Origin of the sequence: Sphingomonas sp. PP-CE-3G-477 (genome assembly GCF_003050745.1) — a bacterium.
In the GTDB taxonomy this organism is placed as follows: Bacteria; Pseudomonadota; Alphaproteobacteria; order Sphingomonadales; family Sphingomonadaceae; genus Sphingomonas.
Genome location: NZ_QAOF01000005.1, coordinates 187,482 through 209,176 on the forward strand (window position 1 = coordinate 187,482; position 21,695 = coordinate 209,176).

Sequence of the window (21,695 nt, forward strand, 5' to 3'; positions counted from 1 at the left end):
CTCGAGAGGCAAGATGCGGCTCGGTATGGTCGCGGTCTACAGTAGGTAGCTCCGTATCGGAGGCAACGCTTCAGTAGTAAATCGCCTGACGGTCAGATCTGTCGTGCCAGCGCCTTCTTCAACTTTGCGTGCGCGGATGCCTTGATCTGGCACACCCTTGCCGAGCCGATGCCGAAGACTTCGCCGATCTCTTCGAGGTTGAGTTCCTCGACATAGTATAGCTGGATCACCTGTGCTTCGCGTTCCGGCAAGGCGGTGATCGCGGCGATGAGCGCTTCGCGCATGTCGCTGTCGGCGAGTTGCTCGAACGCATCCGGCGTATCGTCGGCGAACCAGGGGAGGTCGTCCGCATACATCTCGTCGATCGAGTCGAAGCGGATCGAGTCGGCGGTGACGTAGTCGGTGCGGAGTTTCTCGATCGTGACGCCGATATGCTCTGCGATCATGTCTTCTCCCGGAGCTTTCCCGGTGCGGGCGGTGATCGTCGAGATCGCCTCGGCGTACTGGCGACGGCGGCGCATCGCGCCGCGGGTCGACGTGGCCTGGCGGCGGAGTTCGTCGATCATGCTGCCGCGCAGGCGCGTGATCAGGTAGGTCTTGAACGGCATGCCGCGCTCGTCGAAATTCGCGGCGGCCTCGACCAGCGCGACCAGGCCGACCTGGATGAGGTCCTCGACTTCTACCCTACTGCTCATGCTGCCGTGGACGTGCCAAGCGATCCGGCGGACGAGCGGCAGGTGCTGTTTGACGAGCTGGTCCGCGTCGCCGTCGGGGCGTTGATGCGGGCGGTACGTCAAAGGCTGGGCGTCTGCGAAGGCGCCGCGCATCGGGAGGGCGCTCATGCTGCGAGCGCCTGCTGCGAGGCGCCGATGACGGCGACGACTTCGACGGCCTTTTCCTCGGGCACCTCGAAGAACGACATCACCGGCGTATCGGGCAGGCACGTCCGCACGAGCTTGCGGATGGCGATGCGGATGGTCGGCTGGACGACCAGCGCGAACGGTTTCGCTTCGGCGATCAGCGGTTCGGCGGCGCGTTGCAGCGCCTCGACGATGCGGCGGCCGAGATCGGGTTCGATGACGTGGCGGCGCGATTGATCGGCGCGCATCGCCTGGCCGAGCAGACCTTCCAATTGACCCTCCAACGTCATGACGCGCAGCGGTTCGCGCACGCCGCACAGTTTCTGGATGATGAGCGCGCCGAGCTCGGGACGGATCGTCTCGATGATCTCCTCGGCGTCCTGCGTGCGCTGCGCCGCGACCGCGATCGCGCCGGCGATGCGGCGGAATTCCTTGAGCGGAACGTTCTCCGCGAGCAGCCCTTTCAGCACCTGCGTCAGCGTCGTGATCGGCAGCGGCGCGAGTGCTGCGACCAGTTGCGCGGCGCGTTCCTTAAGGCCGTCGAGCAGCGCCTGCACTTCGTCCTGGCCGAGCAGCTCGGCCGCGTTCTGGCCGAGCAGGTGGTTGAGATGCGTCGCCATCACCGTGCCGGGATCGACCACCAGATAGCCTGCACCCGTCGCGGCATCGGCATCGCCCGCATCGACCCAGGTCGCATCGAGCCCGAAGGTCGGGTCCTTGACCTTCTTGCCGTAGAGATCGCCGAACGCCTGCCCGGTATCGAGCGCGAGCATCTCGTCGGGCGAGACGGTGTCCTCGCCGACGACGACGCCGTTGACGAGGATGCGGTAGACGTACGGCGCGAGGTTGATGTCGTCGCGGACGCGGACCTGCGGCACGACGAAGCCGAGTTCCTTCGACAGCTGACGACGGACGCCGGTGATGCGGCCCATCAGCGGCGAGCCGCGGCGCTCGTCGGCGAGCGGCACGAGGCCGTAACCGATGTCGAGATTGACCTGCATGCCATCCGTAACTTCCTCCCAGCCGATCTTCGACTGGTCGATCGTCTCGACGGGGACGACCACGACGGGGGCTGGGCGGCGCTCGATCTGGTGGAGCTTCCACGCGGCGAACCCGGCGATGGCCGCGGCGGGGAGTATGACCATGTGCGGCATGCCGGGCAGGATGCCGAGCAGCGCGAGGATGACCGCAACCGGGGTCCAGGTGCGGGGGCTACCGAACTGGCCGCCGATCTGGCCGGCGAGATCCTTGTCGGAGGTGACGCGCGTCACGATCGAGGCGGCGGCGATCGACAGCATCAGCGACGGCAGCTGCGCGACTAGCGCGTCGCCGATCGCGAGCAGGATATAATTGTGCGCCGCATCGGCGATCGTCATGCCGTGGCTGACCGGGCCGAGGATCAGGCCGCCGATGATGTTGGCGGCGAGGATCAGCATCGCCGCGACCGCATCGCCCTTCACGAACTTCGACGAGCCGTCCATCGAGCCGTAGAAATCGGCTTCGGTGGAGACTTCGACGCGGCGTGCCTTGGCTTCGTCGGGGGTGATCAGGCCGGCGTTGAGGTCGGCGTCGATCGCCATCTGCTTGCCGGGCAGCGCGTCGAGCGTGAAGCGCGCGCTGACTTCGGAGACGCGGCCGGCGCCTTTGGTGACGACGATCATGTTGATGATCATCAGGATCGCGAACACGAAGATGCCGACGACGTAATCGCCGCCGATCAGGAACGTGCCGAATGCCTCGATGACATGGCCCGCCGCGCTCTCGCCCTCGTGGCCGTGGACCAGCACGATGCGGGTGGAGGCGACGTTGAGGCCGAGGCGGAAGAGGGTCGCGAACAAGAGGACGGTCGGGAAGGCGGAGAAATCGAGCGGCTTCTGTGCGTTCAAGGCGACCATCAGCACCGCGAGGCTGATCGCGATGTTCGCCACGAAGAAGATGTCGAGCATGAACGCCGGGATCGGCACGACCATGACGAGCACGAGCAGCAGGATCGCGAGCGGCAGGACGGACGCGCGAGCATTGGAGAGGATGCGGTTCATCGCTTAGCCGCCCAACCGTGCGAGCATCATGTAGGCGAGCCGCGCGGTATCGGGCGTCGGGCGCAGGATGCTGGCGGCGGCCTGCGTCGTCTTGCCGGTGAACTTGCCCATTGCCGTGGTCGCCCAGGCGAGCGCGTCGTCGGCGCTTTCGTTGTTGCCGGTGATGACCGTGCTGCCGTTCATGTCGAGCGCCTGCGCAGCATAGTTGGCGGGCGTCGCGGTCGCGCTTGCTCCTGCGGCGGCACCGCCGAGCTTGTCGGCGAACCGGTCGTAGATCGCCGACAGCGTGCGCGGCTGGTTGTTCGAATCGTAGAAGACATTGTGGTTCGCGCGCGCGGCGGCGGGGAAGAGCGCGGCGCCGCTCGCCTGCGGGTTGACCTGCATCGTCTTGAGGAACTTGGTTGCGCCGCCGAGGCCCATGAAGTGCGCCATATACAGGTCGGTGCCCGAGGCCGGGCGGTTCAGCGTGCCTTCGAGCGAGGCCTTGTTGTCCGACGCATATTCGGCGGCCATCAGCGAGGCGGCATTGGGATCGTTGCGCAGCGCGAGGATCGCCGCCTTGGTGCCGGCGTCGCCGACCGAGAGGCGGCCGCTCGACGACTGGCCGATGCTGTTCGCGGCCCACGCCATGCCGTGCTCGGCGCCGTGCTTCTTGACGACGGAGAGCCAGCTCTGTTCGATGAACTGATAGAGGCCCGAGGCGCTCGACGTGCCAGCCTTGGCATTGGCGTTAAGCCCGCTCTCGAGCTTCGCCTGGCCCAACAAATAGTCGAAATCCACGCCCGTCTTGCGGCTCGCAAGCGCGATCGCGGACTGGATCCGGCCGGTAGTGATAGGATTGACGGTCATGCCCGTGTGCGGTGCCCCTGGTTCAGGGGATGCTCAGCAAGGGGCGTGCCAGTTTTATGTGTGGGGCTGCATTCCCAAGATCCGCGATGCGGCGCTATCTCGAAGCCCCGCCCCCAATTCCGTCACCCCAGCGAAAGCTGGGGTCTCGTGCGGCAAGGATGCGCCCTATTACGGGGATACCCAGCTTTCGCTGGGGTGACGGCCTTTCCTTGTGGGGCGGTGTCAGGCGGTCGCGATGTTACGCGTACGCGGCGCGCAGACCCGGCCGATAGCCGGCAACGGCACCGTCGCCGGTCAGGGTTTGCAGGCGGCGGCGAACATTTGCCGCCATCAAGTTGGTGTAGATCCGGCACGTCTCATTGAGCCGGTTCGCCTCGTCGGCCAGCTCGCGGATCTCGGTGCCGGCGGGGCCGGTGCCGAGCAGCGCGACCTGTTCGATCCCGGCGAGCTTGTCGGCGGTCGCGCGCTCGAGGCTGGCGACGTCGTTCGACTTCAGCGCAGCGATCTCGGCATGCAGCGCGTCGATCACGCGGATCAGGGCTTCACGCCGCTTCATTGGAATTCCAGGCGAGGCTGAGCGCCACCAGCCGATCGGCGATGGTCGCGGGAAGGATGGGGAAGGTGCCGCTGGCGATCGCCTTCTTGATCTCGGCAACGCGCGTTGCGTTGATCGGCGGCGACGATGCCATCGTCCTGGCCAGTGCCAACGAGTCCGAGAGGACCGGGTTCTGCGCCTGTGCCGCGGCTTGCGGCGAGGGCTGTACCGGAGTCTGAACGGGCGTCGTCGGCGTCGCGGCGGCGACGCGCACGACGGAACGATCTCCTGCTACTGATGGCTTCGCGCCGACCGAGTCCACCATGTCCGCATCCTTTGGTTTGCGATGACATCAGCAGGAACGGCCGCACGGCGAAAAGCTTTAGCAAAATTAATCTGTTTGCCGAATTTAGGTCGGACCTCAGTTCGACCAGCCGGGCAGCGTGGCGTGGCCAGCCTCGACGGCGATCGCCTGGACCGGCGTACGCGTGTCGTCGACCTTGACCATGAAGCGGCCGCCGGGCGCGGCATCGCCCATCGCGACGCCTTCGCGGCTGATCGAGAACCCCTCCGTGCCCGCCTCGATCACGATCGGATCGCCGCGCTTGATGACTGGCGCGACCTTCGCGGCTGGTGCGAACGAGGCGGCGACCGCGGCGGGCGCGTTGGCCGGGCGGACGACCTGCACGAAGATCCGCCAAGCCGGTCCCGCGCATGATACGACCACCGCGTCATGCTGTTCGGAGCGCCACGACAGCGACACTGTAGGGCAGGTCGCGAGGCGCAACCGTGCGTCGATCGGCGTGCGGGCGCCACCCTCGGCGCCCGTCGGCCGGCCGGTAAACGCGGCAACCGAACGATCGAGTGCGGCGGTATCCTGGAAGCTCGCGGCCATGAGCAGGAATGGGATGATCATTGAGCGGTCCTTTGAACGTCGCCCCTTGGGGGTTCGCCGACAAAGGCGACGGAGACGATGGCGGCGCGGCGGCCGGGCTTGGTGGCGGTGACGATCGCGACGCGGGACGGCGCGACCGCGGCCAGCGCAGCGGCAACGGTGCGCGCGCGGTCGGCGGCTAGGATCGCGGCGCTGCCCGTCACGCGATCGATATCGGCGGACGTGCCGTCGGTCGAGCCGGTGACGGTGAGCATGACGCGAGGGTCGCGTGCCGCTTCCCGCGCCCAGGCGACGAGCGCGCCCGGCGTGGTCGGCAGGATCGCCGAGCCTGGCGCGAAATCGAGGATGCCGGCGGCGGCGACGGGCATCGGCGTCGGCTCTGCGTCGTTGGCGCCGAAGCCTTCGCGGATACCCTTTGCCAAATCCTTGCCGCCGATATGTTGGGTCGCCTGGAGCAGCACGAGGAAGCCGACCAGCAACAGCGCGAGGTCGGCGAGCGTGACCAGCCAAAGTGGCTTGCCGGTCGGCGTATCGGGATACTCGCTCGCGTTCACGCGACGGTGGCCAGAACGGGCGCGATATAGCCGCGCGGCGTCTCGCGTTCGGCAAGCGCGACGAGCGGCGCTTCGATACGCGCACGCTCGAACGCTTCGTTGCGCCCCTGCGCGCGCAGGCGGTTGGCGATCGGCATGAACAGCAGGTTGGCGAACAGCGCGCCGTACAGCGTGGCGAGCAGCGCCACCGCCATCGCGCCACCGATCGCGCCGGGATCGCTCATCGTCGCGAACATCTGCGCGAGGCCGATCAGCGTACCGACCATGCCCATTGCGGGCGCGACCTCGGCAGCCCCGGTCCAGACGTCGGCGGCGGCGACGTGGCGTTCTATCCGCGCGCGACGACGATGCTGGACCAGCGTCGCGACGTCGGTCGCAGAGCTGCCGTCGACGATCGCGGCGATGCCGGCGGCGACGTCATGGTCGGTGATGACCGAGCGATCGAGTGCCATCACGCCGTGGCGCTTGGCGATCCGCGATAGCGCAGTGATCTGGAGCAGCAGCGGATCGGCATCGAACCGGCCGCGGCCTAGCGTCGTGACCGCGGCCAGCGCGCGACCGAGGTCGCGGAAGGGCGTGCGAAGAACGACGGCGACAGCGGTGCCGCCACCGACGATGGCGAGCGCTGCGGGGTCGAGCAGTTGTGCGAGCGTGATCATGTGCGTGGGGCGATGCAAGGGACGGGCCAGATTGGCGGGCGGCCGGATTGGCACCCGATATGCCGGGTCCTTGGGCCACGCTCGGGAGAGCCTAGTTCCAGCATCCACCGATCCACGTGGTCGATGGCTTCGGGTATGCCGAGCGATGAAGCCCGGATCAGGTCCGGGGCGGCGGCGTGGCGTAGGAGCCGCAACTCCTTGCCCAAAGCACCACCCCGGCGAAGGCCGGGGCCCAATTGGGGGACGCCGCTAACTGCGGATGCGCTTCGTTACTGCAACCTCTCCAATTGGGCCCCGGCCTTTGCCGGGGTGGTGGAGATGGCTGAGTGACAGCGCCCCCTTCCTTGTTCTCCCGCGAAGGCGGGAGCCCGGACTGGGTCCCCGCCTGCGCGGGGAAACATCGCCGCGCCGGGCCAGCAGTTCGGTTTGCCGCCTTAACGCACCAACCGGCAACCGCCTTGCCGCTCACCCCTGCAACACCGGCAATCTCTTGCCGTTCGTCTTGCCGCCGCGTTGCCGCCGTCCGGCAAACCGCCATTCCCCACCCTGATCGCCAAAACTGGCACGGCCATTGCTTATGTCCGGTTGCGCAATGGTTGCGCCAGGAGACGGGCTTGTGTCAGGCGACACGCTTTTCGGAGTTCACGGGGCGGCACTCGAGGTGCGCTCGCAGCGCATGGGTGTGCTGGCGTCGAACATCGCCAACGCCTCGACGCCCGGCTTCAAGGCGCGCGACATCGATTTCCAGGCCGCGCTCGCGTCGGTCGAGAACGATGGCGGCACCAATGCCGCGACCAAGTTCCGCATCCCGACGCAGACCTCGATGGATGGCAACACCGTCGAGCTGAGCCAGGAGCAGACAGCGTTCGCCGAGAACGCCGTCCAGTATCAGACGACGCTGTCGTTCCTGAACGGGCGGATCGGCCAGATCACCCGCGCGCTGAAGGGAGATTAAGCCATGTCCAACCAGCCCATGACGATCTTCCAGGTCGCCGGCCGCGCGATGTCCGCGCAGCTCGTCCGGATGAACACCACCGCGTCGAACCTCGCCAATGCCGGCGGCACCGCGGGGTCCACCGATGCCGCCTACAAGACGATGAAGCCGGTGTTCCGCACCAGCTTCGATGCGGCGAGCGGCATGTCGACGGTCGACGTCGAGCGCCTCGTCACCGCCGGTGAAGCGCCGACCAAGCGCTACGACCCGGACAATCCGATGGCCGACAAGGATGGCAACATCTTCGAGGCGGCGGTCGATGAAACCCGCGAGATGGTCGACATGATGGAGACCGCCCGCAGCTACCAGAACAACATCGAAGTGATGAACACGGCCAAGTCGCTCATCATCGATACCCTCAAGCTAGGCCGCTGATCATGGCAACCTCCTTCGATACCACGCTCTCCAGCATCGGCATTACGCGCTCGTCGGCGGCCACGGCCACCAAGACGACGACGGCCGCTGCGGCGGGGTCGCTCAACCAGAACGACTTCCTGAAGCTGATGACCGCGCAGATGCAGAACCAGGACCCGTTCAACCCGGTCGACAACACCCAGATGGTCGCCCAGATGGCGCAGTTCTCTTCGCTCGCCGGCATCTCCGAGATGAACACGACGATGAAGGCGATCTCCGACAAGCTCGGCGCGACCAGCGCAAGCGATGCGATGGGCTATGTCGGCAAGACCGTCCTGACCGAGGGCAGCACCGCCTACGGTCGCACCGGCGGCGGGATCGCGGGCTCGGTCGAGCTGGCGGGCGCGGCGAGCGGCGTCAACGTCACGATCAGCGATGCAAACGGCGCCGCGCTCCGGACGCTGGCGCTCGGGCCGCAGGCCAAGGGCACCGTCGGCTACGACTGGGACGGCAAGGACGCGGCCGGCGCGGATGCCGGCAGCGGCCCGTTCACCGTCAGCATCAACGCGCAGAACAACGGCACCACGGTCGCCGCGACCGGGCTGGTCTGGGCACCCGTCCAGTCGGTTTCGACCACCACCGGTTCCACCATCCTCACCCTTCCCGGGATCGGCGAAGTGCCGGTCAGCGCAGTCCGCCAGATCGGCTGATCGCACCCTCGATTTCAAGGAGTTAAACGCATGTCCTTCTACACTTCGCTTTCCGGTCTCCAGGCATCGCAGACCGAGATGTCGACGATCTCGCACAATCTGGCGAACGTCTCGACCAACGGCTTCAAGAAGAGCCGCACCGATTTCGCCGACGTGATCGCGTCCAGCGTGTCGGTCGCGCCGTCGCAGCAGATCGGCTCGGGCGTCATGGTCAAGGGCAACCGCCAACAGTTCGCGCAAGGCAATCTGATCCAGTCGGCGAACGCGCTCGATCTCGCGGTGTCGGGCGATGGTTTCTTCGTGGTGAAGCCCGAGACCGGCTCGTCGCAGGTCAACTTCACGCGCAACGGCGGCTTCCTGGTCGATGCCGATCGCTTCGTGGTCGATTCGAACGGCAGCCACCTCCAGGTCTATCCGGTCGATGGATCGGGCAGCGTCGTCGCCACCGGGCTCCAGTCCGCGATCAGCCTCCAGCTGCCCGAGACGAGCGGCACCGCGGCCCCGACCAAGGCGGTCACGTTGGGCGTCAACCTCAACGCGAGCTCGAAGCTCCCGACCACCGCGACCTTCGATCGCTTCGATCCGTCGAGCTACAACCAGTCGGCGCAGACCACCGTCTACGACGCGTCGGGTAACGCGATGACGCTGACCAATTACTTCAAGCGCACCTCGGTCTCGACCGATGCGAACACGCCGAGCACGTGGGAAGTCCACAGCTTCGTCGGCGACAAGGAACTGATGACGGGCGGCGTTGCCGGTTCGACGATGACGTTCGACGGGACGGGCAAGCTGACCGCGCCGACCGCGCCGATCACCTATGACGAGTTCACCACCGCCGGTTCGGCGACCCCGCAGCAGATCGCGTTCAGCTTCGGCGGCGACGCCACCACGCAGAAGGCGAGCGCGTTCGCGGTCAACTCGCGGACGCAGGACGGCAAGGCGGTCGGCCAGATCCAGGGCGTGACGATCGACGAGAAGGGCATCGTCAAGGCGAGCTTCTCGAACGGCGACACGCAGGCACTGGGCCAGGTGATGCTCGCCAATTTCTCGAACCCCGAGGGCCTGCGCCAGCTCGGCAACAGCTATTGGTCGTCGACCGGCGTGTCGGGCACCGCAAAGCTGGGCGAGGCGGGCTCGAACGGCTTCGGCAACCTGATGTCGGGCACGATCGAGCGGTCGAACGTCGACATCACCGAGGAACTGGTCAGCCTGATCGCGGCGCAGCGCAATTTCCAGGCGAATTCGAAGGCCCTGGATACCGCCAGCCAGATTTCGCAGACCATCTTCAACATCCGCAGCTAATCGACAGCGGACGGGGGACCCTGAATGGACAAGCTGGTCTACACCGCGGCGACGGGCCTGCGCGCGCACATGGCGGCGCAGGCGGCGATCGCCAACAACATGGCGAACGCGTCGACGACCGGATTTCGCGCCGATCGCGTGGTGTTCGACCGGCTGAACCTGAAGGGCGACGGCACCGCGCTGGAGGCACGTGCGCCGACGTCGGAAGAAGTCACCGACGCGGACCGCGCACCCGGCGCGATCCAGTTGACCGGTCGTCCGCTCGACGTCGCGATCACCGGCACCACCGCATGGCTGGCGGTGCAGGCGTCGGATGGATCGGAAGCGTACACGCGGCGCGGTGATCTGGAGGTTGCGCCATCGGGCGTGCTCCAGACCGGCGACGGGCATCCGGTGATCGGCTCGGGGGGGCCGATCACCCTGCCGCCCTACCAGTCGCTGTCGATCTCGGCCGACGGGACGATCTCGATCATCCCGCAGGGTGGCGACGCGAAGGACCCGCAGGTCATCGACAAGCTCAAGCTCGCCGACACCAAGGGGTCGGACACCGTCAAGGGGCTCGACAACCTGCTGCGGGTCAAGGGCGGGGGGACGCTGCCCGAGGATCTCGATGCGAAGGTGCAGGGCGGTGCGATCGAGGGATCGAACGTCAACATGACGCAGGCGCTGGTCGACATGATCGAGAACCAGCGCAGTTACGAAGTCCAGGCCAACATGTTGAAGTCTGCCAAGGACATGGATGAAAGCGGTGCATCGCTGATGCGCCTGCCGAGCTAGAAGGAACCGACGAATGTCATCCGCAGCCATGCATATCGCGCGTACCGGGCTCGACGCCCAGGATACCCGCATGCGCGTCATCTCGAACAACCTCGCCAACGTGAACACCACGGGCTTCAAGAAGGACCGTGCGGCGTTCGAGGCGCTCGCCTACCAGACCGTGACGACGCCCGGCGCGCAGAGCACCGCGGAAACGAAATACGCCACCGGGCTCAACCTCGGCACCGGCGTCCGGCTCCAGGGTACCGCGCGGATCGATACGCAGGGCGCGATGCAGACGACCGGCAACAGCCTCGATCTCGCGCTCGACGGCGACGGCTATTTCCAGGTGCAGATGCCCGGCGGCACGCTCGGCTATACCCGCGCCGGTAACTTCTCGCGCTCGGCCGAGGGCCTGCTGGTCACCAGCGAAGGCTATCAGGTGCAGCCCGGCATCACCGTGCCCGAGGGGACGACCGCGATCACGGTCGGCTCCGATGGCACCGTGTCCGCAACCGTCCCCGGCCAGACCGAGGCGACGCAGATCGGCCAGATCCAGGTTGCGAACTTCCCGAACGGCGCAGGGCTCCAGGCGACCGGCGACAACTATCTCGTCGAGACCGCCGCCAGCGGCGCTGCCAATGTCGGCGTCGCCGGGCAGGACGGTCGCGGCAACATCAAGCAGGGCATGCTCGAGGCGTCGAACGTCAACGTCGTCGAGGAACTCGTCGACATGATCGAGACTCAGCGCGCGTACGAGGTAAATTCGAAGATGATCTCGGCGACCGACGACATGCTCAAATACGTCAACCAGAACATCTGATCGTGATGCGCAACGCTCCTATCGCCGCGCTCGCCGGCACGCTCCTCATCGCCGGGCTCGGCGCGTCCCCGGTGAACGCCAGCCTGTTCGGCAAGAAGGCACCGCCCGAGGATTTCTCGGTCGCACGCCCCCTGCCGGTCGTGCCGGTGCCGGTCGTCGCGACCGGCTCGATCTTCCAGGCGCAGGACGGCTACGCGGCCCTCTATGAAGGCTGGCGCGCGCGGAAGGTCGGCGATCCGCTGACGATCGTGCTGGTCGAGCGCACCGCCGCGTCGAAATCGTCGGGTTCGAAGCTCGACAGCAACGGCGGGGCGAGCATCACGCCGCCGACCACCGGCGCGCTCAACCTGTTCGGTAAGAGCGATGCGACGATCAGCGGCGGGCGCAATTTCAACGGCACCGGCGCCGCCGACCAGGCGAACTCGCTGTCGGGCGAAGTCAGCGTCACCGTCGCGCAGGTCTATCCCAACGGCACGATGCTGGTGCAGGGCCAGAAGCGCGTCACGCTCAACCGCGGCGACGAGTTCCTGAAGATCAAGGGCCTCGTCCGCACCGCCGACGTCGACGCGAACAACCGCGTGCTGTCGACGCGGGTCGCCGACGCGCAGATCTCGTACACCGGCAAGGGCGACGTCGCCCGCGCCGGCCGCCAGGGGTGGCTCGGCCGCTTCTTCTCCGTCGTCAGCCCGTTTTGATGCGCCCGCTGACCCGTGCCGTCACCCTTCCCACCCGGCAAGCGCCGGTCGGGCCCCTTCCCTCTCCCCTCAGGGGAGAGGGAGAGACGCCGAAGGCGGCGAAGGGTGAGGGCACGCGTTCCGGCTTGAGGTTTCCCATGATCCGCTTTCTTTTCGCTATCCTCGCCGGTTGCCTCATCGCCGCGCCGGCCTCGGCCGACCGGATCAAGGATCTGGGCGGGTTCCAGGGTATCCGTTCGAACCAGCTGACCGGCTACGGCATCGTCGTCGGCCTGCCAGGCACGGGCGACGACAATCTCGAATACACCGTGCAGTCGTTGAAGGCGGTCGCATCGCGCTTCGGTCTCCAGCTCCCGCCGTCCGCGAACCCCGGCATGAAGAACGCGGCGGTGGTAATGATCACCGCCGAACTGCCGCCGTTCGCCAAGCCCGGCCAGCGCCTCGACATCACCGTCGCGTCGATGGGCAAGGCGAAGTCGCTCCGCGGCGGTAGCCTGATCATGACGCCGCTGCTGGGCGCGGATAACCAGATCTACGCGATGGCGCAGGGCAATCTGGCGGTCGGCGGCCTTGGTGCAGAGGGCGCGGACGGGTCGAAGATCGTCGTCAACGTGCCCTCGACCGGCCGCATTCCCGAGGGTGCGACCGTCGAACGCGCGGTCGCGACCGGGTTCGACAGCGCGCCGACGCTGACGTTCAACCTCGCGCGTGCGGATTTCACCACCGCACAGAATGTCGCCGGTGCGATCAACTCGAAGCTTGGCTTCGGCAGCGCGCAGGCGATCGATGCGGTCTCGGTCGCAGTTCGCGCGCCGATCGGCGCCGATATCCGCGCGACGCTGATGTCGACGATCGAGAATCTCGACGTCGTCTCCGCCGAGCCGTCCGCCAAGGTGATCGTCAACGCGCGCACCGGCACCGTGGTCATCAACTCCGCGGTCCGCGTCGGGCCGGCAGCGATCACGCACGGCAAGATGACGGTGCGGATCGACGAGAAGCCGCAGGTCAGCCAGCCAGCCCCGTTCAGCCAAGGCCAGACCGCGATCACGCCGAACAGCCGCGTCGCAGTCGAGGAGGAGCGTCGCCCGATGTTCCTGCTGAACCCCGGCCCCAAGCTCGCCGACATCGTCAAGGCGGTGAACGCGATCGGCGCATCGCCGGCCGATCTGGTCGCGATCCTCGAGGCGCTGAAGGAAGCCGGCGCGCTCAAGGCCGAGTTGATCGTCCTGTGAGCCCGCTCAACGCACCCCTCTCGCCGACGGCCGCACCGACCACCGGCATCTCGACCGACACCAGCCGCCTCAAGTCGAAGGACAATCTCGACAAGGCCGGCAAGCAGTTCGAGGCAGTCTTCACCGGCATGATGCTGAAGAGCATGCGCCAGGCGAAACTTGCCGACCCGCTGTTCGATTCGAAGGCGATCGATACCTTCACCGACATGCAGGACGGGTTGGTCGCCAAATCGATGGCCGAGCACACGCCGCTCGGCATCGGCAAGGCGATGACCGATTTTCTGAGCAAATCGCAATCCGATCTTAACCAGACTGCGGCAGACTCACCGCCATGAGCGATCTCCTCTCGATCGGCGCCTCAGGCGTTCGCGCCTACCAGACCGCGTTGTCGACGGTGTCGGAGAACATCGCGAACACCGGAACGGTCGGCTATACCCGGCGCACGACGACGCTGGCCGAGGTCTCCTCGGTCAATGGCGGGATCAACGCGCGCAACTCGGCGACCGGAAGCGGCGTGATCGTCGTCGGCGTCGGTCGCAGCGCCAACGCGTATCGATCGCAGGCGGTTCGCTCGGCGGGCACCGATCTCGGCAAGACCGAGACCAGCGTCGCCTGGATGAGCCGGATCGAATCGTCGCTCGGCGACAACAAGCTCGGCGATCGCCTCACCAGTTTCTTCAGTTCGGCGCAGACCCTGTCGGCCGACCCGACCTCCGTACCGGCGCGCGCGGTGATGCTCGAAGCGGCGAAGACGGCCGCCCAGGCCGTTGCCGCGACCGGCAAGGCGCTCGATACTGCCGCGACCGAACTCGATTCGTCCGCGTCGCAGGCGGTCCAGTCGCTCAACTCGCTCGGTACCGCGCTTGCCAAGGTCAATGACGGGCTCGCGCGGACGCCGCCGGGATCGTCGAGCGCTGCGCAGCTCGCCGACCAGCGCGATCAATTGCTCGACCAGATGAGCACTCTGACCGACGTCAGCACCGCGTTCGACGATCTCGGGCGCGCAACGGTTCGGCTCGGTGGCACCAGCGGCACGGTGTTCGTCGTCGGCAATCAGAGCGGACAGGCGTCGTTCGCGCGCAATGACGAAGGCGCGGTGCAGTTCGCGGTCACGCGCGACGGTGTCATGACCGAGCTGTCGCCGACCGGGGGCGCGCTCGCCGGAATGGCCGAGGGCGCGCAGCGTATCGCCGCGGCGCGCGAATCGCTCAACGGCATCGCCATCGACTTCACGGCACAGGTCAACGCGGTCCAGGCGCAAGGCCGCGATCTCAGCGGTAACCCTGGCGCCGCTCTTTTCGAAACGGGCACCAGTCCGACCGACATCTCCGTCTCGCTGACCGATCCGCGAGGAATCGCCGCTGCGGGCGCGACCGGCGGCGTGCGCGATGCGTCCAACCTCGCCGCCTTGCAGGCACTACGTACCAGCGGCGGGTTCGAAACGCGGACCACCACGCTGATCGCCGGCAACGCCGCCGCGCTCGAACAGCGCAAGACGGTTGCCGATGCGCAAGGCGCGATCCGCGACGGCGCGGTCGCGTCGCTCGCGTCCTCGTCGGGTGTCGACCTGGATAGCGAGGCGGTCGACCTGCTTCGCTTCCAGCAGGCCTATCAGGCGTCGAGCCGCGTGATCCAGACCGCGCGCGACACGTTCCAGACCATCCTCGATCTACGGTAACGCTCATGCAGATCGCCACCAGCCTCTTCTACGATCGTGCCGCAAGCACGATGGCGTCGCTCACCGGCAAGGCCGATGCGCTCCAGACGCAGATTTCGACGACCAAGCGGTTCTCCGCGCCGTCGCAGGACAGCGTCGCGTATCAGCGGCTCGCCGGGCTCGCGCGCGATACCGCGAACGACAAGGCGTATGCCGCGAACCTCGATACCGCCGCATCGGTGCTGACGCAGGCCGATACCAGCCTGACCGCGATCACCGATCAGTTGCAGAGCGCGGCGGAGCTCACGACGCAGGCGCTGAACGGCACGCTCAACCCGGCGAACCGCAAGGCGATCGGGGTCCAGCTCGCCGGTATCGTCGCGACGCTCGCCAATCTCGCCAATGCCAAGGACGCCCGCGGCCAGGCGTTGTTCGGAGGCGCCGATGGAGCGCCTGCGGTCGCCGCCGATGGCACCTACGCGCTCGCCGGAAAGCCGGTATCGGGCATCCCGATCGGTGACGGCCAGAGCATCCAGGCGAACGAAACCGCCGCGCGCATCTTCACCGTCGGCGGCAAAGCCAACGCCGAGGGCGGCATCGATGGCGGTATCAACACGCTGGAAATGCTTTCCGCCATTGCGACCGCGCTGCAATCCGACGATTACACGCCGGGCGCGCTCGATACCTCGCTGAAAGACATCAGTGCGGCATCGGATCAGGTGTCGATGGTCCAGTCGTCGCTCGGCGCTCGGGCGGCGCGAGTCGATCTTGAGGCGGCGCGGTTGAAGGATACCGGCGTGGACCGCGAAGAGACTCGCTCGGCGCTCGAGGACACCGATATCCCGACGGCGGTGGTCGAGTTGCAGAAGACGATGACGATCCTGTCGGCGACGCAGGCCAGCTTCTCGAAGCTATCGGCGCTGTCGCTCTTCGATTATCTTCGCTGACCGTTTTTAATTGCGCAGGCGCGCATCTGGTAACCGGTTGGCTACCAAATCCGGTTAATTCTCTGGCGACGTAAGTGCCGCTGTCGGCCCTGGGGGAATTTCGAACACCATGTTTCCGGTCATCGGCATCGTCGTCCTGCTCGTCATGGTGTTCGGCGGATTCGCCTTCACCGGCGGCGCGCTCGGCCCCGTCATGGAGGCTATCCCGCACGAGATGCTGATCATCGGTGGTGCCGCTGCCGGCGCGCTGATCATCGGCAATTCGGGCAAGGAGCTGAAAGGTCTCGGCGCCGGCCTGGGCAAGGTGTTCAAGGGGCCGAAGTACAAGAAGCAGGATTATCTCGACGTCATCTTCCTCGTCAGCAAGCTGATGAAGATGCTGCGGATGGACGGGCCGATCGCGCTCGAGCCGCATGTCGAGGATCCGCAGTCTTCCGCCGTGTTCGCCGAATACCCGAAGCTCCTGAAGGACAAGGCGCTCATCAACCTGATCGCCGATACGCTGCGCCTGGTCGTGGTGTCGTCGGGTACGCTCGACGTGCATGCGGTCGAAGAGGTGATGGATCACTCGATCAAGACGCATCATCACGAGGAAGAGGCTGCGCACGGGACGCTCGCCAGTCTTGCCGATGCGCTGCCGGCGCTCGGCATCGTCGCCGCAGTGCTCGGCGTGGTGAAGACGATGGGCTCGATCGACAAGCCGCCGTCGATCCTGGGGGCGATGATCGGTTCGGCGCTGGTCGGCACGTTCATGGGCGTGCTGCTCGCCTACGGCATCGTCGCGCCGCTCGCGAACCGGCTGAAGCAGGTTCTCGATGCCGACGCGTCGATCTATGACGTCGTGAAGCAGATCATCATCGCCTCGCTGCACGGCCATCCGCAGCCGCTGGTGATCGAGGCCGCGCGCTCGGGCATCGCGCACAAGAACCAGCCGGGCTTCGCCGAAGTCTTCGACGGGCTTCGTGGCAAGTAAGATGGGAGGCAAGTAACGTCATGGCCGCGCGCGCGCCCCACGGTACGAACCAGCCCCCCAAGGTCATCGTCAAGAAGATCTATATCGAGGGGCATGGCGGCCATCACGGCGGCGCGTGGAAAGTCGCGTACGCCGATTTCGTGACGGCGATGATGGCGTTCTTCCTGCTGTTGTGGATCGTCGGCGCGACCAACGAGAAGCAGCGTAAAGGGATCGCCGATTACTTCGCGCCGACCATCCTCAACACGCGCTCGCTCGGCATTGGCGGCAGTGGGCTGTTCGGCGGCGAATCGATCCTCGACAAGTCCCGCCTCGGGCCTAAACCAGGCCAGACTAGCATGGCGCAGCTCGCGATTCCCGACGCCGGCCTCGGCGGCCCGTCGGCCGGTACCGGAGACAAGGGCTCGCTGAAAAGCCGCGACGCGCTGACCAAGGAAGACCGCAAGAATTTCGAGGCGATGCGCAAGCGCGTGCTCGCCCAGATGTCGAGCAACACCAAGCTGTCGCGGCTCACCAGTCATGTTCGCTTCGTACCGACACAGGATGGCATGCGGATCGATCTGGTCGACGATGCGGATTATTCGATGTTCGCACTCGGTACCACCGCGCTCGATCCCGAGGCGTCGGTGCTGATCGGGATGATCGCGGGCTCGGTGCAGGGCCTGCAGAACCCGATCATGATCCGCGGCCATACCGACAGCGTGCCGTATGGCGATCCGCGCGCGATGAACAACTGGATGCTGTCATCGGGTCGCGCCGAGGCTACGCGGCGGCGCCTGCTGGCGGGTGGAACGCCGGAAGCACGGTTCGAACGCATCGAAGGGGTTGCCGACCGCGAACCGCTGATCGTCAAGAACGCCGCGGACCCGCGTAACCGACGCGTGGCGATCACCTTGCTCTATCGCCGCGGCACATTCGGAAAATAGCGGGCCACCAGCGGCTCCTCTGCGCGACAAAAAAAAGGACCGGTGCCGCGAGGCGCCGGTCCTTTTTCATACGCGAACTGCAACCGCTTACTCGGCGGCGGCAGTCTCCGTCTTGCGCTTGCGCGGCGTGGGCGCAGCAGCGTCGGTCTTGAGCGGACCGGGCTTGCGGCCGAGGCCGATCTTCTTCGCCATCGCGCGACGGCTTTCCGAGTAGTTCTCGGCGACCATCGGATAGTCGGGCTTCAGGCCATAGCGTTCGCGGTACTCGGCGGGCGTCATGCCGTGCGTCGCGAGATGACGACGCAAGGTCTTGTACGACTTGCCATCGATCATCGAGATGATGTGATCTTTCGACGCCAGCGATTTGCGCGCGGTCACCGCAGGCGTGTATTCGGTAGCCGCTTCGACCGGTGCAGCTTCGGTCGAACTGCCCAGCAACGCAGCAACCGTCTCGTGCATCTTGCCCAAGAAGGCGGGAACATCGTCAGCCGAACTCCGCGTGTTGGGGTTGCCAAGCCAAGCAATCGTCAGCTCGGTCGCGAGTTCTACGGCGTTCAGGTCAGTGGTATCTTCGGCCATGTTGCACTCCATTGTTTGTGAGCGCCGTAACGGCGCGCAACATCGTGTTCAACAGCAGAGCGATGGAATCCGTATAATAAATTGTAAAAATGGACATTGGAAGGTGCGATGTAGGCAAATGGGTTCATTTTGATTGCTTTACATCAAGCTGGGCATGCTCGTTCGCCAAGGCTGCAACGCGGCGAGAAAATCTGCGATAGCAACGGATCGTCGACCGCTTGGCGGTTGGCGCAGCGAGGAGCGCGCAAACTCGAGGCGGGTGGCAACCCGACCGTTCGTGCAAGCAACCGAACCCTGGTTATCCATTCCGTCAGCCGCGCCATCGTCGGTCGGCTAGGATCAGCCAATCGAGACCGTGATTCCGTAAGTATCGAAACCGGCGATATATCCGTGGAGCACCGCCACCCGCACGATATGGTTTGATCCTTGCTGGCGGGTGGAAGTTTCAGCCGAGCGCCTTGTCGAGCAGTTTGGCCAACCGAATACCCCCGCGGCGAACCTCTTCGCGCGACACCGGCACCATCTTCGCGATCGTCGCATCGTCCATCTTCACGCGCGCAGGCACGGTACCGCACGCGTCGCCGCCAAGCGCGGCGGCATACGCCTGATGCGCGGCTTCCCAGGACTCACGACTCCAGTCGGTGACCGTCCCCGCGCCCAATTTCGCCCGCTCGGCCGCCGGATAGCGCCGCACCAGCGACGGCGGCGTCGAGATCGCGCGCTCCGCCAGCGGGCCATCCCAGATCGAATGCAGGTTGAACCGCGCGGGGCCGTAGATCCCGTAGTCCGCCTTCACATCGTTGCCGCCCTTGTCGTGGCGGTCGCCAGCGTGCAGCGGCTGGTGGAGATCGCCGACGAAGTGGATCAGGAACGCGAGCGCGAGGACGCGGTCGCGGGGCAGCGTCGACTTGTCGCGGAGCATCTTCACGTCGCGGTCGATCTGGTACGAGACGCAGTCGCCTTCCTTGCACGCCGGCGTCAGGTCGAACGGCGCGCAGATGTCGACGTTCTGGTAATGCCAGCTGTACGCAAAGCCGAAGCGCGTCGAGCCGTCGTTCAGTTTCAGCGGCTTGATGCAGTCCGCCCAGATGCTGGCCTCCTCGATCGTGCCCGCGGGGCAGGTCGGCGTGTCGAGCAACGCCTGTTGCGCGAGCAGCTTGCGGATCGCGGCCTTGGTCTTCGGCGTGACGTTGGCATAGGCGATCTGCGCGACGGTCTGGTGGCCATACTCCCAGAACGCGGTGGCGGGGGAGGCGAGGCCGAGCGAGGCGATCGCGGCGAGGAGATAGCGCTTCATGCCGGCTCGTTAGCGTAGATCGCGACGGTCCGGCTACCCTCGGACGACGCGCGTCCACGGTACATGCCGACGGTGTTGAAACCCCACGCCATGTCGCCGTCCGGCCCCGCGACGATCACGCCGCCGGTGCCGCCAAGCGCCTTTACTTCGGCCAGCACCGCGTCGGCGGCGATCTGGAGCGACTCGCCAGACAGACGGACGCGCGCGGCGATCTCGTGGCCGACGCCGACGCGGAGGAAGAACTCGCCCGAGCCGGTGCACGATACCGCGCAGGCGCGATCGTCGGCGAAGGTGCCCGCGCCGATCACCGGCGTGTCGCCGATCCGGCCCCAGCGCTTGCCGGTGACGCCGCCGGTCGAGGTGGCGGCGGCGACATGGCCGTGCGTGTCGCAGGCGACCGCGCCGACCGTGCCGTATTTCATGTCGACGTCGAACCCTCCGCCATCGGCCTGGAACTCCGCGAACTGCCGGCGGCGTTCGTCGGTCGCGAACCAGTCCGCATTGGCTTGGGGAAGGTCGCGTTCGAGGGAGAACGCATCCGCGCCTTTGCCGGCGAGGAAGACGTGACGGCCATCGTCGAGGATTGCGCGGGCGAGGCCAACGGGGTTGCGGGTCGCTGTGGCTGCGGCAACGGCGCCAGCTGCGCGGGTGCGGCCGTCCATGATCGCGGCGTCGAGCTCAAGCGTGCCGTCATGCGTGAAGACCGCGCCGCGCCCCGAGTTGAAGTGCGGGTCGTCCTCCAGCACGCGCACCGCCGCCTCGACCGCATCGAGCGCGCCGCCGCCGTCGGCCAGCACCTTCGAGCCCGTGTCGAGCGCGCGCGACAGGCCCGCTCGCGCGCCCGCATCCTGCTCGGGCGAGACCATCTCGCTGTCGAGTTTGCCGGCGCCGCCGTGGATGACGAGGGTCCAGGTCATGCTGAGTCTTTCGAGGGTAGGGCGCGAAGGCCGATGAGGGGGCGTAAGGGGGCGATGCTGCGGCCGATCCAGTAGAAGCCCATGCAGCCGATCGTCGTCGCGGCGAGCAGGCACGCGAACTCCGCCCAGCCCGGCAGGCCGGCGGGGAGCAGCGCGTACATCACGAGGACGATGATCGTCTGGTGGATCAGGTAGAACGGGAACACCGCCTCGGTCAGCGTGCGGCGCCAGCGATGGTCGCGGTTCCAGTGGCGCTCGGCGATCCCGATCAGCGCGACGATCGCGCCCCATTGCTCGAGCGCGTGGGCAACGCCGTACCCGGGGTAGATCCAGCGTGGCGCGACGATGTCGCCCGGCCATTCCAGCTCGACGCCGATGATCGCGACATAGCCTAGCACCGCGGCGACGGCTCCGACCTTCCACCAGCGCGCGATCGCCGCCATCGCGGGCTCTGAGCGGGCGAGGCCGAAGCCGAACAGGAACGCGGGGAAATAGGTGACGTGCGCGACCCAGTCGCCGAACAGGGCTTGCGATTCCGCGGCCATCTGGAACCACCAGGCGTGGACGAACACGAGCCACGCGACGGGGAGGACGAGCACCGCCCAGCTGCCGAAGACCCCGTCGAACGCGCGTTGCAGCCAATCGCCGCGGACGACGACCAGGCCAAGCGTTAAAACGCTCGTGTAGACCCAGAGATAGACCACGAACCAGAGGTGGTTCCACGTCGGCAGCGACAGCCCGGCGAGCTTGCCGAAGCGGAAATAGTCGTGGCTCCAGAACGTCAGATAGCTGCCGGCATAAGCGTGCTTGGTGACCAGCTCGACCCAGGGTTGCGGTGGGACGATCACCGCCATGCCGAACAACAGCGGCACGAGTAGGCGGTAGCAGCGGTTGGCGAAGAATCCGCCTGTGCCGCTCGACCGGGCGAGCAGCGCGCGGCTGGCATAGCCCGAGACGACGAACAGCAGCGTCAACCGCCACGCGTTGCTCGCCAGCATCGGCAACCGGACCCAGTCCTCGACATGGAGCGACTTCACATGGAAGTTCCACGGCACGAAGACCATGCCGATATGGTAGAGGATCAGTAGCGCGAACGCACCGATCCGCAGCCAGTCCATGCCATAATGCCGCGTCATCGCGCG

25 protein-coding genes are annotated in these 21,695 nt (G+C 66.5%); 13 read left to right on the forward strand and 12 right to left on the reverse strand.

Annotated features, from left to right (window positions below; genetic code table 11):
* Positions 1-92: 92 nt before the first annotated feature.
* The 8 genes from C8J45_RS12190 to C8J45_RS12225 form a co-directional block, all read right to left on the reverse strand.
* Positions 93-842, reverse strand: coding sequence for a FliA/WhiG family RNA polymerase sigma factor (locus tag C8J45_RS12190; protein WP_107963436.1), 750 nt, complete (start codon positions 840-842; stop codon positions 93-95).
* On the reverse strand, positions 839-2,899 hold the full coding sequence (gene flhA, locus C8J45_RS12195) for a flagellar biosynthesis protein FlhA (RefSeq protein ID WP_107963437.1): 2,061 nt from the start codon (positions 2,897-2,899) through the stop codon (positions 839-841). Before flhA ends, C8J45_RS12190 begins: the two co-directional genes overlap by 4 nt.
* 3 nt (positions 2,900-2,902) lie before the next feature.
* Positions 2,903-3,748 (reverse strand): flagellar biosynthesis protein FlgJ, encoded by an 846-nt coding sequence (locus C8J45_RS12200; protein WP_107963438.1) that lies wholly within the window; start codon positions 3,746-3,748, stop codon positions 2,903-2,905.
* Positions 3,749-3,986: 238 nt separating this feature from the next.
* The gene (locus C8J45_RS12205; RefSeq protein ID WP_107963439.1) at positions 3,987-4,304 is read right to left on the reverse strand and encodes a flagellar protein FlgN; all 318 of its coding nucleotides are present in this window, start codon (positions 4,302-4,304) and stop codon (positions 3,987-3,989) included.
* Complete coding sequence (flgM, locus tag C8J45_RS12210; protein WP_107963440.1) at positions 4,291-4,608, reverse strand: flagellar biosynthesis anti-sigma factor FlgM; 318 nt, start codon at positions 4,606-4,608, stop codon at positions 4,291-4,293. Before flgM ends, C8J45_RS12205 begins: the two co-directional genes overlap by 14 nt.
* A 96-nt stretch (positions 4,609-4,704) precedes the next feature.
* A complete protein-coding gene (locus C8J45_RS12215; RefSeq protein ID WP_107963441.1) occupies positions 4,705-5,199 on the reverse strand; it encodes a flagella basal body P-ring formation protein FlgA in 495 nt (164 codons plus the stop codon).
* Positions 5,196-5,732, reverse strand: a complete 537-nt coding sequence (locus tag C8J45_RS12220; RefSeq protein ID WP_107963442.1) for a hypothetical protein — start codon at positions 5,730-5,732, stop codon at positions 5,196-5,198. The genes C8J45_RS12215 and C8J45_RS12220 overlap by 4 nt, the downstream gene beginning before the upstream one ends.
* Positions 5,729-6,391 carry a motility protein A gene (locus tag C8J45_RS12225; protein WP_107963443.1) on the reverse strand — a complete coding sequence of 221 codons (663 nt, stop codon included), beginning with the start codon at positions 6,389-6,391 and terminating at the stop codon, positions 5,729-5,731. Before C8J45_RS12225 ends, C8J45_RS12220 begins: the two co-directional genes overlap by 4 nt.
* Before the next feature lie 676 nt (positions 6,392-7,067).
* Here C8J45_RS12225 and C8J45_RS12230 point away from each other — a divergent pair.
* The 13 genes from C8J45_RS12230 (at position 7,068) to C8J45_RS12290 (ending at position 17,760) form a co-directional block, all read left to right on the forward strand.
* Positions 7,068-7,346: a flagellar basal body protein gene (locus tag C8J45_RS12230; protein ID WP_056485319.1), complete on the forward strand. Its 279-nt coding sequence runs from the start codon at positions 7,068-7,070 to the stop codon at positions 7,344-7,346.
* Between the two features lie 3 nt (positions 7,347-7,349).
* A complete protein-coding gene (gene flgC / locus C8J45_RS12235; protein WP_107963444.1) occupies positions 7,350-7,760 on the forward strand; it encodes a flagellar basal body rod protein FlgC in 411 nt (136 codons plus the stop codon).
* Positions 7,761-7,762: 2 nt separating this feature from the next.
* Entirely contained in the window at positions 7,763-8,449 is a 687-nt protein-coding gene (locus C8J45_RS12240) for a flagellar hook assembly protein FlgD (RefSeq protein WP_107963445.1), read from the forward strand.
* A gap of 30 nt (positions 8,450-8,479) precedes the next feature.
* Positions 8,480-9,751 (forward strand): flagellar hook protein FlgE, encoded by a 1,272-nt coding sequence (locus C8J45_RS12245; protein WP_107963446.1) that lies wholly within the window; start codon positions 8,480-8,482, stop codon positions 9,749-9,751.
* Between the two features lie 24 nt (positions 9,752-9,775).
* Positions 9,776-10,528, forward strand: coding sequence for a flagellar basal-body rod protein FlgF (gene flgF, locus C8J45_RS12250; RefSeq protein ID WP_107963447.1), 753 nt, complete (start codon positions 9,776-9,778; stop codon positions 10,526-10,528).
* Between the two features lie 13 nt (positions 10,529-10,541).
* A complete protein-coding gene (gene flgG, locus C8J45_RS12255; RefSeq protein ID WP_107963448.1) occupies positions 10,542-11,330 on the forward strand; it encodes a flagellar basal-body rod protein FlgG in 789 nt (262 codons plus the stop codon).
* A gap of 5 nt (positions 11,331-11,335) precedes the next feature.
* Positions 11,336-12,025: a flagellar basal body L-ring protein FlgH gene (locus tag C8J45_RS12260; RefSeq protein ID WP_107963449.1), complete on the forward strand. Its 690-nt coding sequence runs from the start codon at positions 11,336-11,338 to the stop codon at positions 12,023-12,025.
* 137 nt (positions 12,026-12,162) lie between these two features.
* Positions 12,163-13,257 carry a flagellar basal body P-ring protein FlgI gene (locus C8J45_RS12265; RefSeq protein ID WP_107963450.1) on the forward strand — a complete coding sequence of 365 codons (1,095 nt, stop codon included), beginning with the start codon at positions 12,163-12,165 and terminating at the stop codon, positions 13,255-13,257.
* Positions 13,254-13,592, forward strand: a complete 339-nt coding sequence (locus tag C8J45_RS12270) for a rod-binding protein (RefSeq protein ID WP_107963451.1) — start codon at positions 13,254-13,256, stop codon at positions 13,590-13,592. The genes C8J45_RS12265 and C8J45_RS12270 overlap by 4 nt, the downstream gene beginning before the upstream one ends.
* Positions 13,589-14,935, forward strand: a complete 1,347-nt coding sequence (gene flgK / locus C8J45_RS12275; RefSeq protein WP_107963452.1) for a flagellar hook-associated protein FlgK — start codon at positions 13,589-13,591, stop codon at positions 14,933-14,935. The genes C8J45_RS12270 and flgK overlap by 4 nt, the downstream gene beginning before the upstream one ends.
* Before the next feature lie 5 nt (positions 14,936-14,940).
* On the forward strand, positions 14,941-15,861 hold the full coding sequence (locus C8J45_RS12280) for a flagellin (RefSeq protein WP_107963453.1): 921 nt from the start codon (positions 14,941-14,943) through the stop codon (positions 15,859-15,861).
* A gap of 109 nt (positions 15,862-15,970) precedes the next feature.
* Positions 15,971-16,834 (forward strand): flagellar motor stator protein MotA, encoded by an 864-nt coding sequence (gene motA / locus C8J45_RS12285; RefSeq protein WP_107963454.1) that lies wholly within the window; start codon positions 15,971-15,973, stop codon positions 16,832-16,834.
* Between the two features lie 20 nt (positions 16,835-16,854).
* On the forward strand, positions 16,855-17,760 hold the full coding sequence (locus C8J45_RS12290; RefSeq protein ID WP_107963455.1) for a flagellar motor protein MotB: 906 nt from the start codon (positions 16,855-16,857) through the stop codon (positions 17,758-17,760).
* Between the two features lie 87 nt (positions 17,761-17,847).
* Here C8J45_RS12290 and C8J45_RS12295 read toward each other — a convergent pair whose 3' ends face one another.
* The 4 genes from C8J45_RS12295 to C8J45_RS12310 form a co-directional block, all read right to left on the reverse strand.
* A complete protein-coding gene (locus C8J45_RS12295; RefSeq protein ID WP_107963542.1) occupies positions 17,848-18,339 on the reverse strand; it encodes a MucR family transcriptional regulator in 492 nt (163 codons plus the stop codon).
* A gap of 445 nt (positions 18,340-18,784) precedes the next feature.
* The gene (locus C8J45_RS12300; protein ID WP_107963456.1) at positions 18,785-19,636 is read right to left on the reverse strand and encodes a S1/P1 nuclease; all 852 of its coding nucleotides are present in this window, start codon (positions 19,634-19,636) and stop codon (positions 18,785-18,787) included.
* Positions 19,633-20,553, reverse strand: a complete 921-nt coding sequence (locus tag C8J45_RS12305) for an isoaspartyl peptidase/L-asparaginase family protein (protein ID WP_107963457.1) — start codon at positions 20,551-20,553, stop codon at positions 19,633-19,635. Before C8J45_RS12305 ends, C8J45_RS12300 begins: the two co-directional genes overlap by 4 nt.
* Positions 20,550-21,689 (reverse strand): acyltransferase family protein, encoded by a 1,140-nt coding sequence (locus C8J45_RS12310; protein ID WP_107963458.1) that lies wholly within the window; start codon positions 21,687-21,689, stop codon positions 20,550-20,552. The genes C8J45_RS12305 and C8J45_RS12310 overlap by 4 nt, the downstream gene beginning before the upstream one ends.
* Positions 21,690-21,695: the final 6 nt, after the last annotated feature.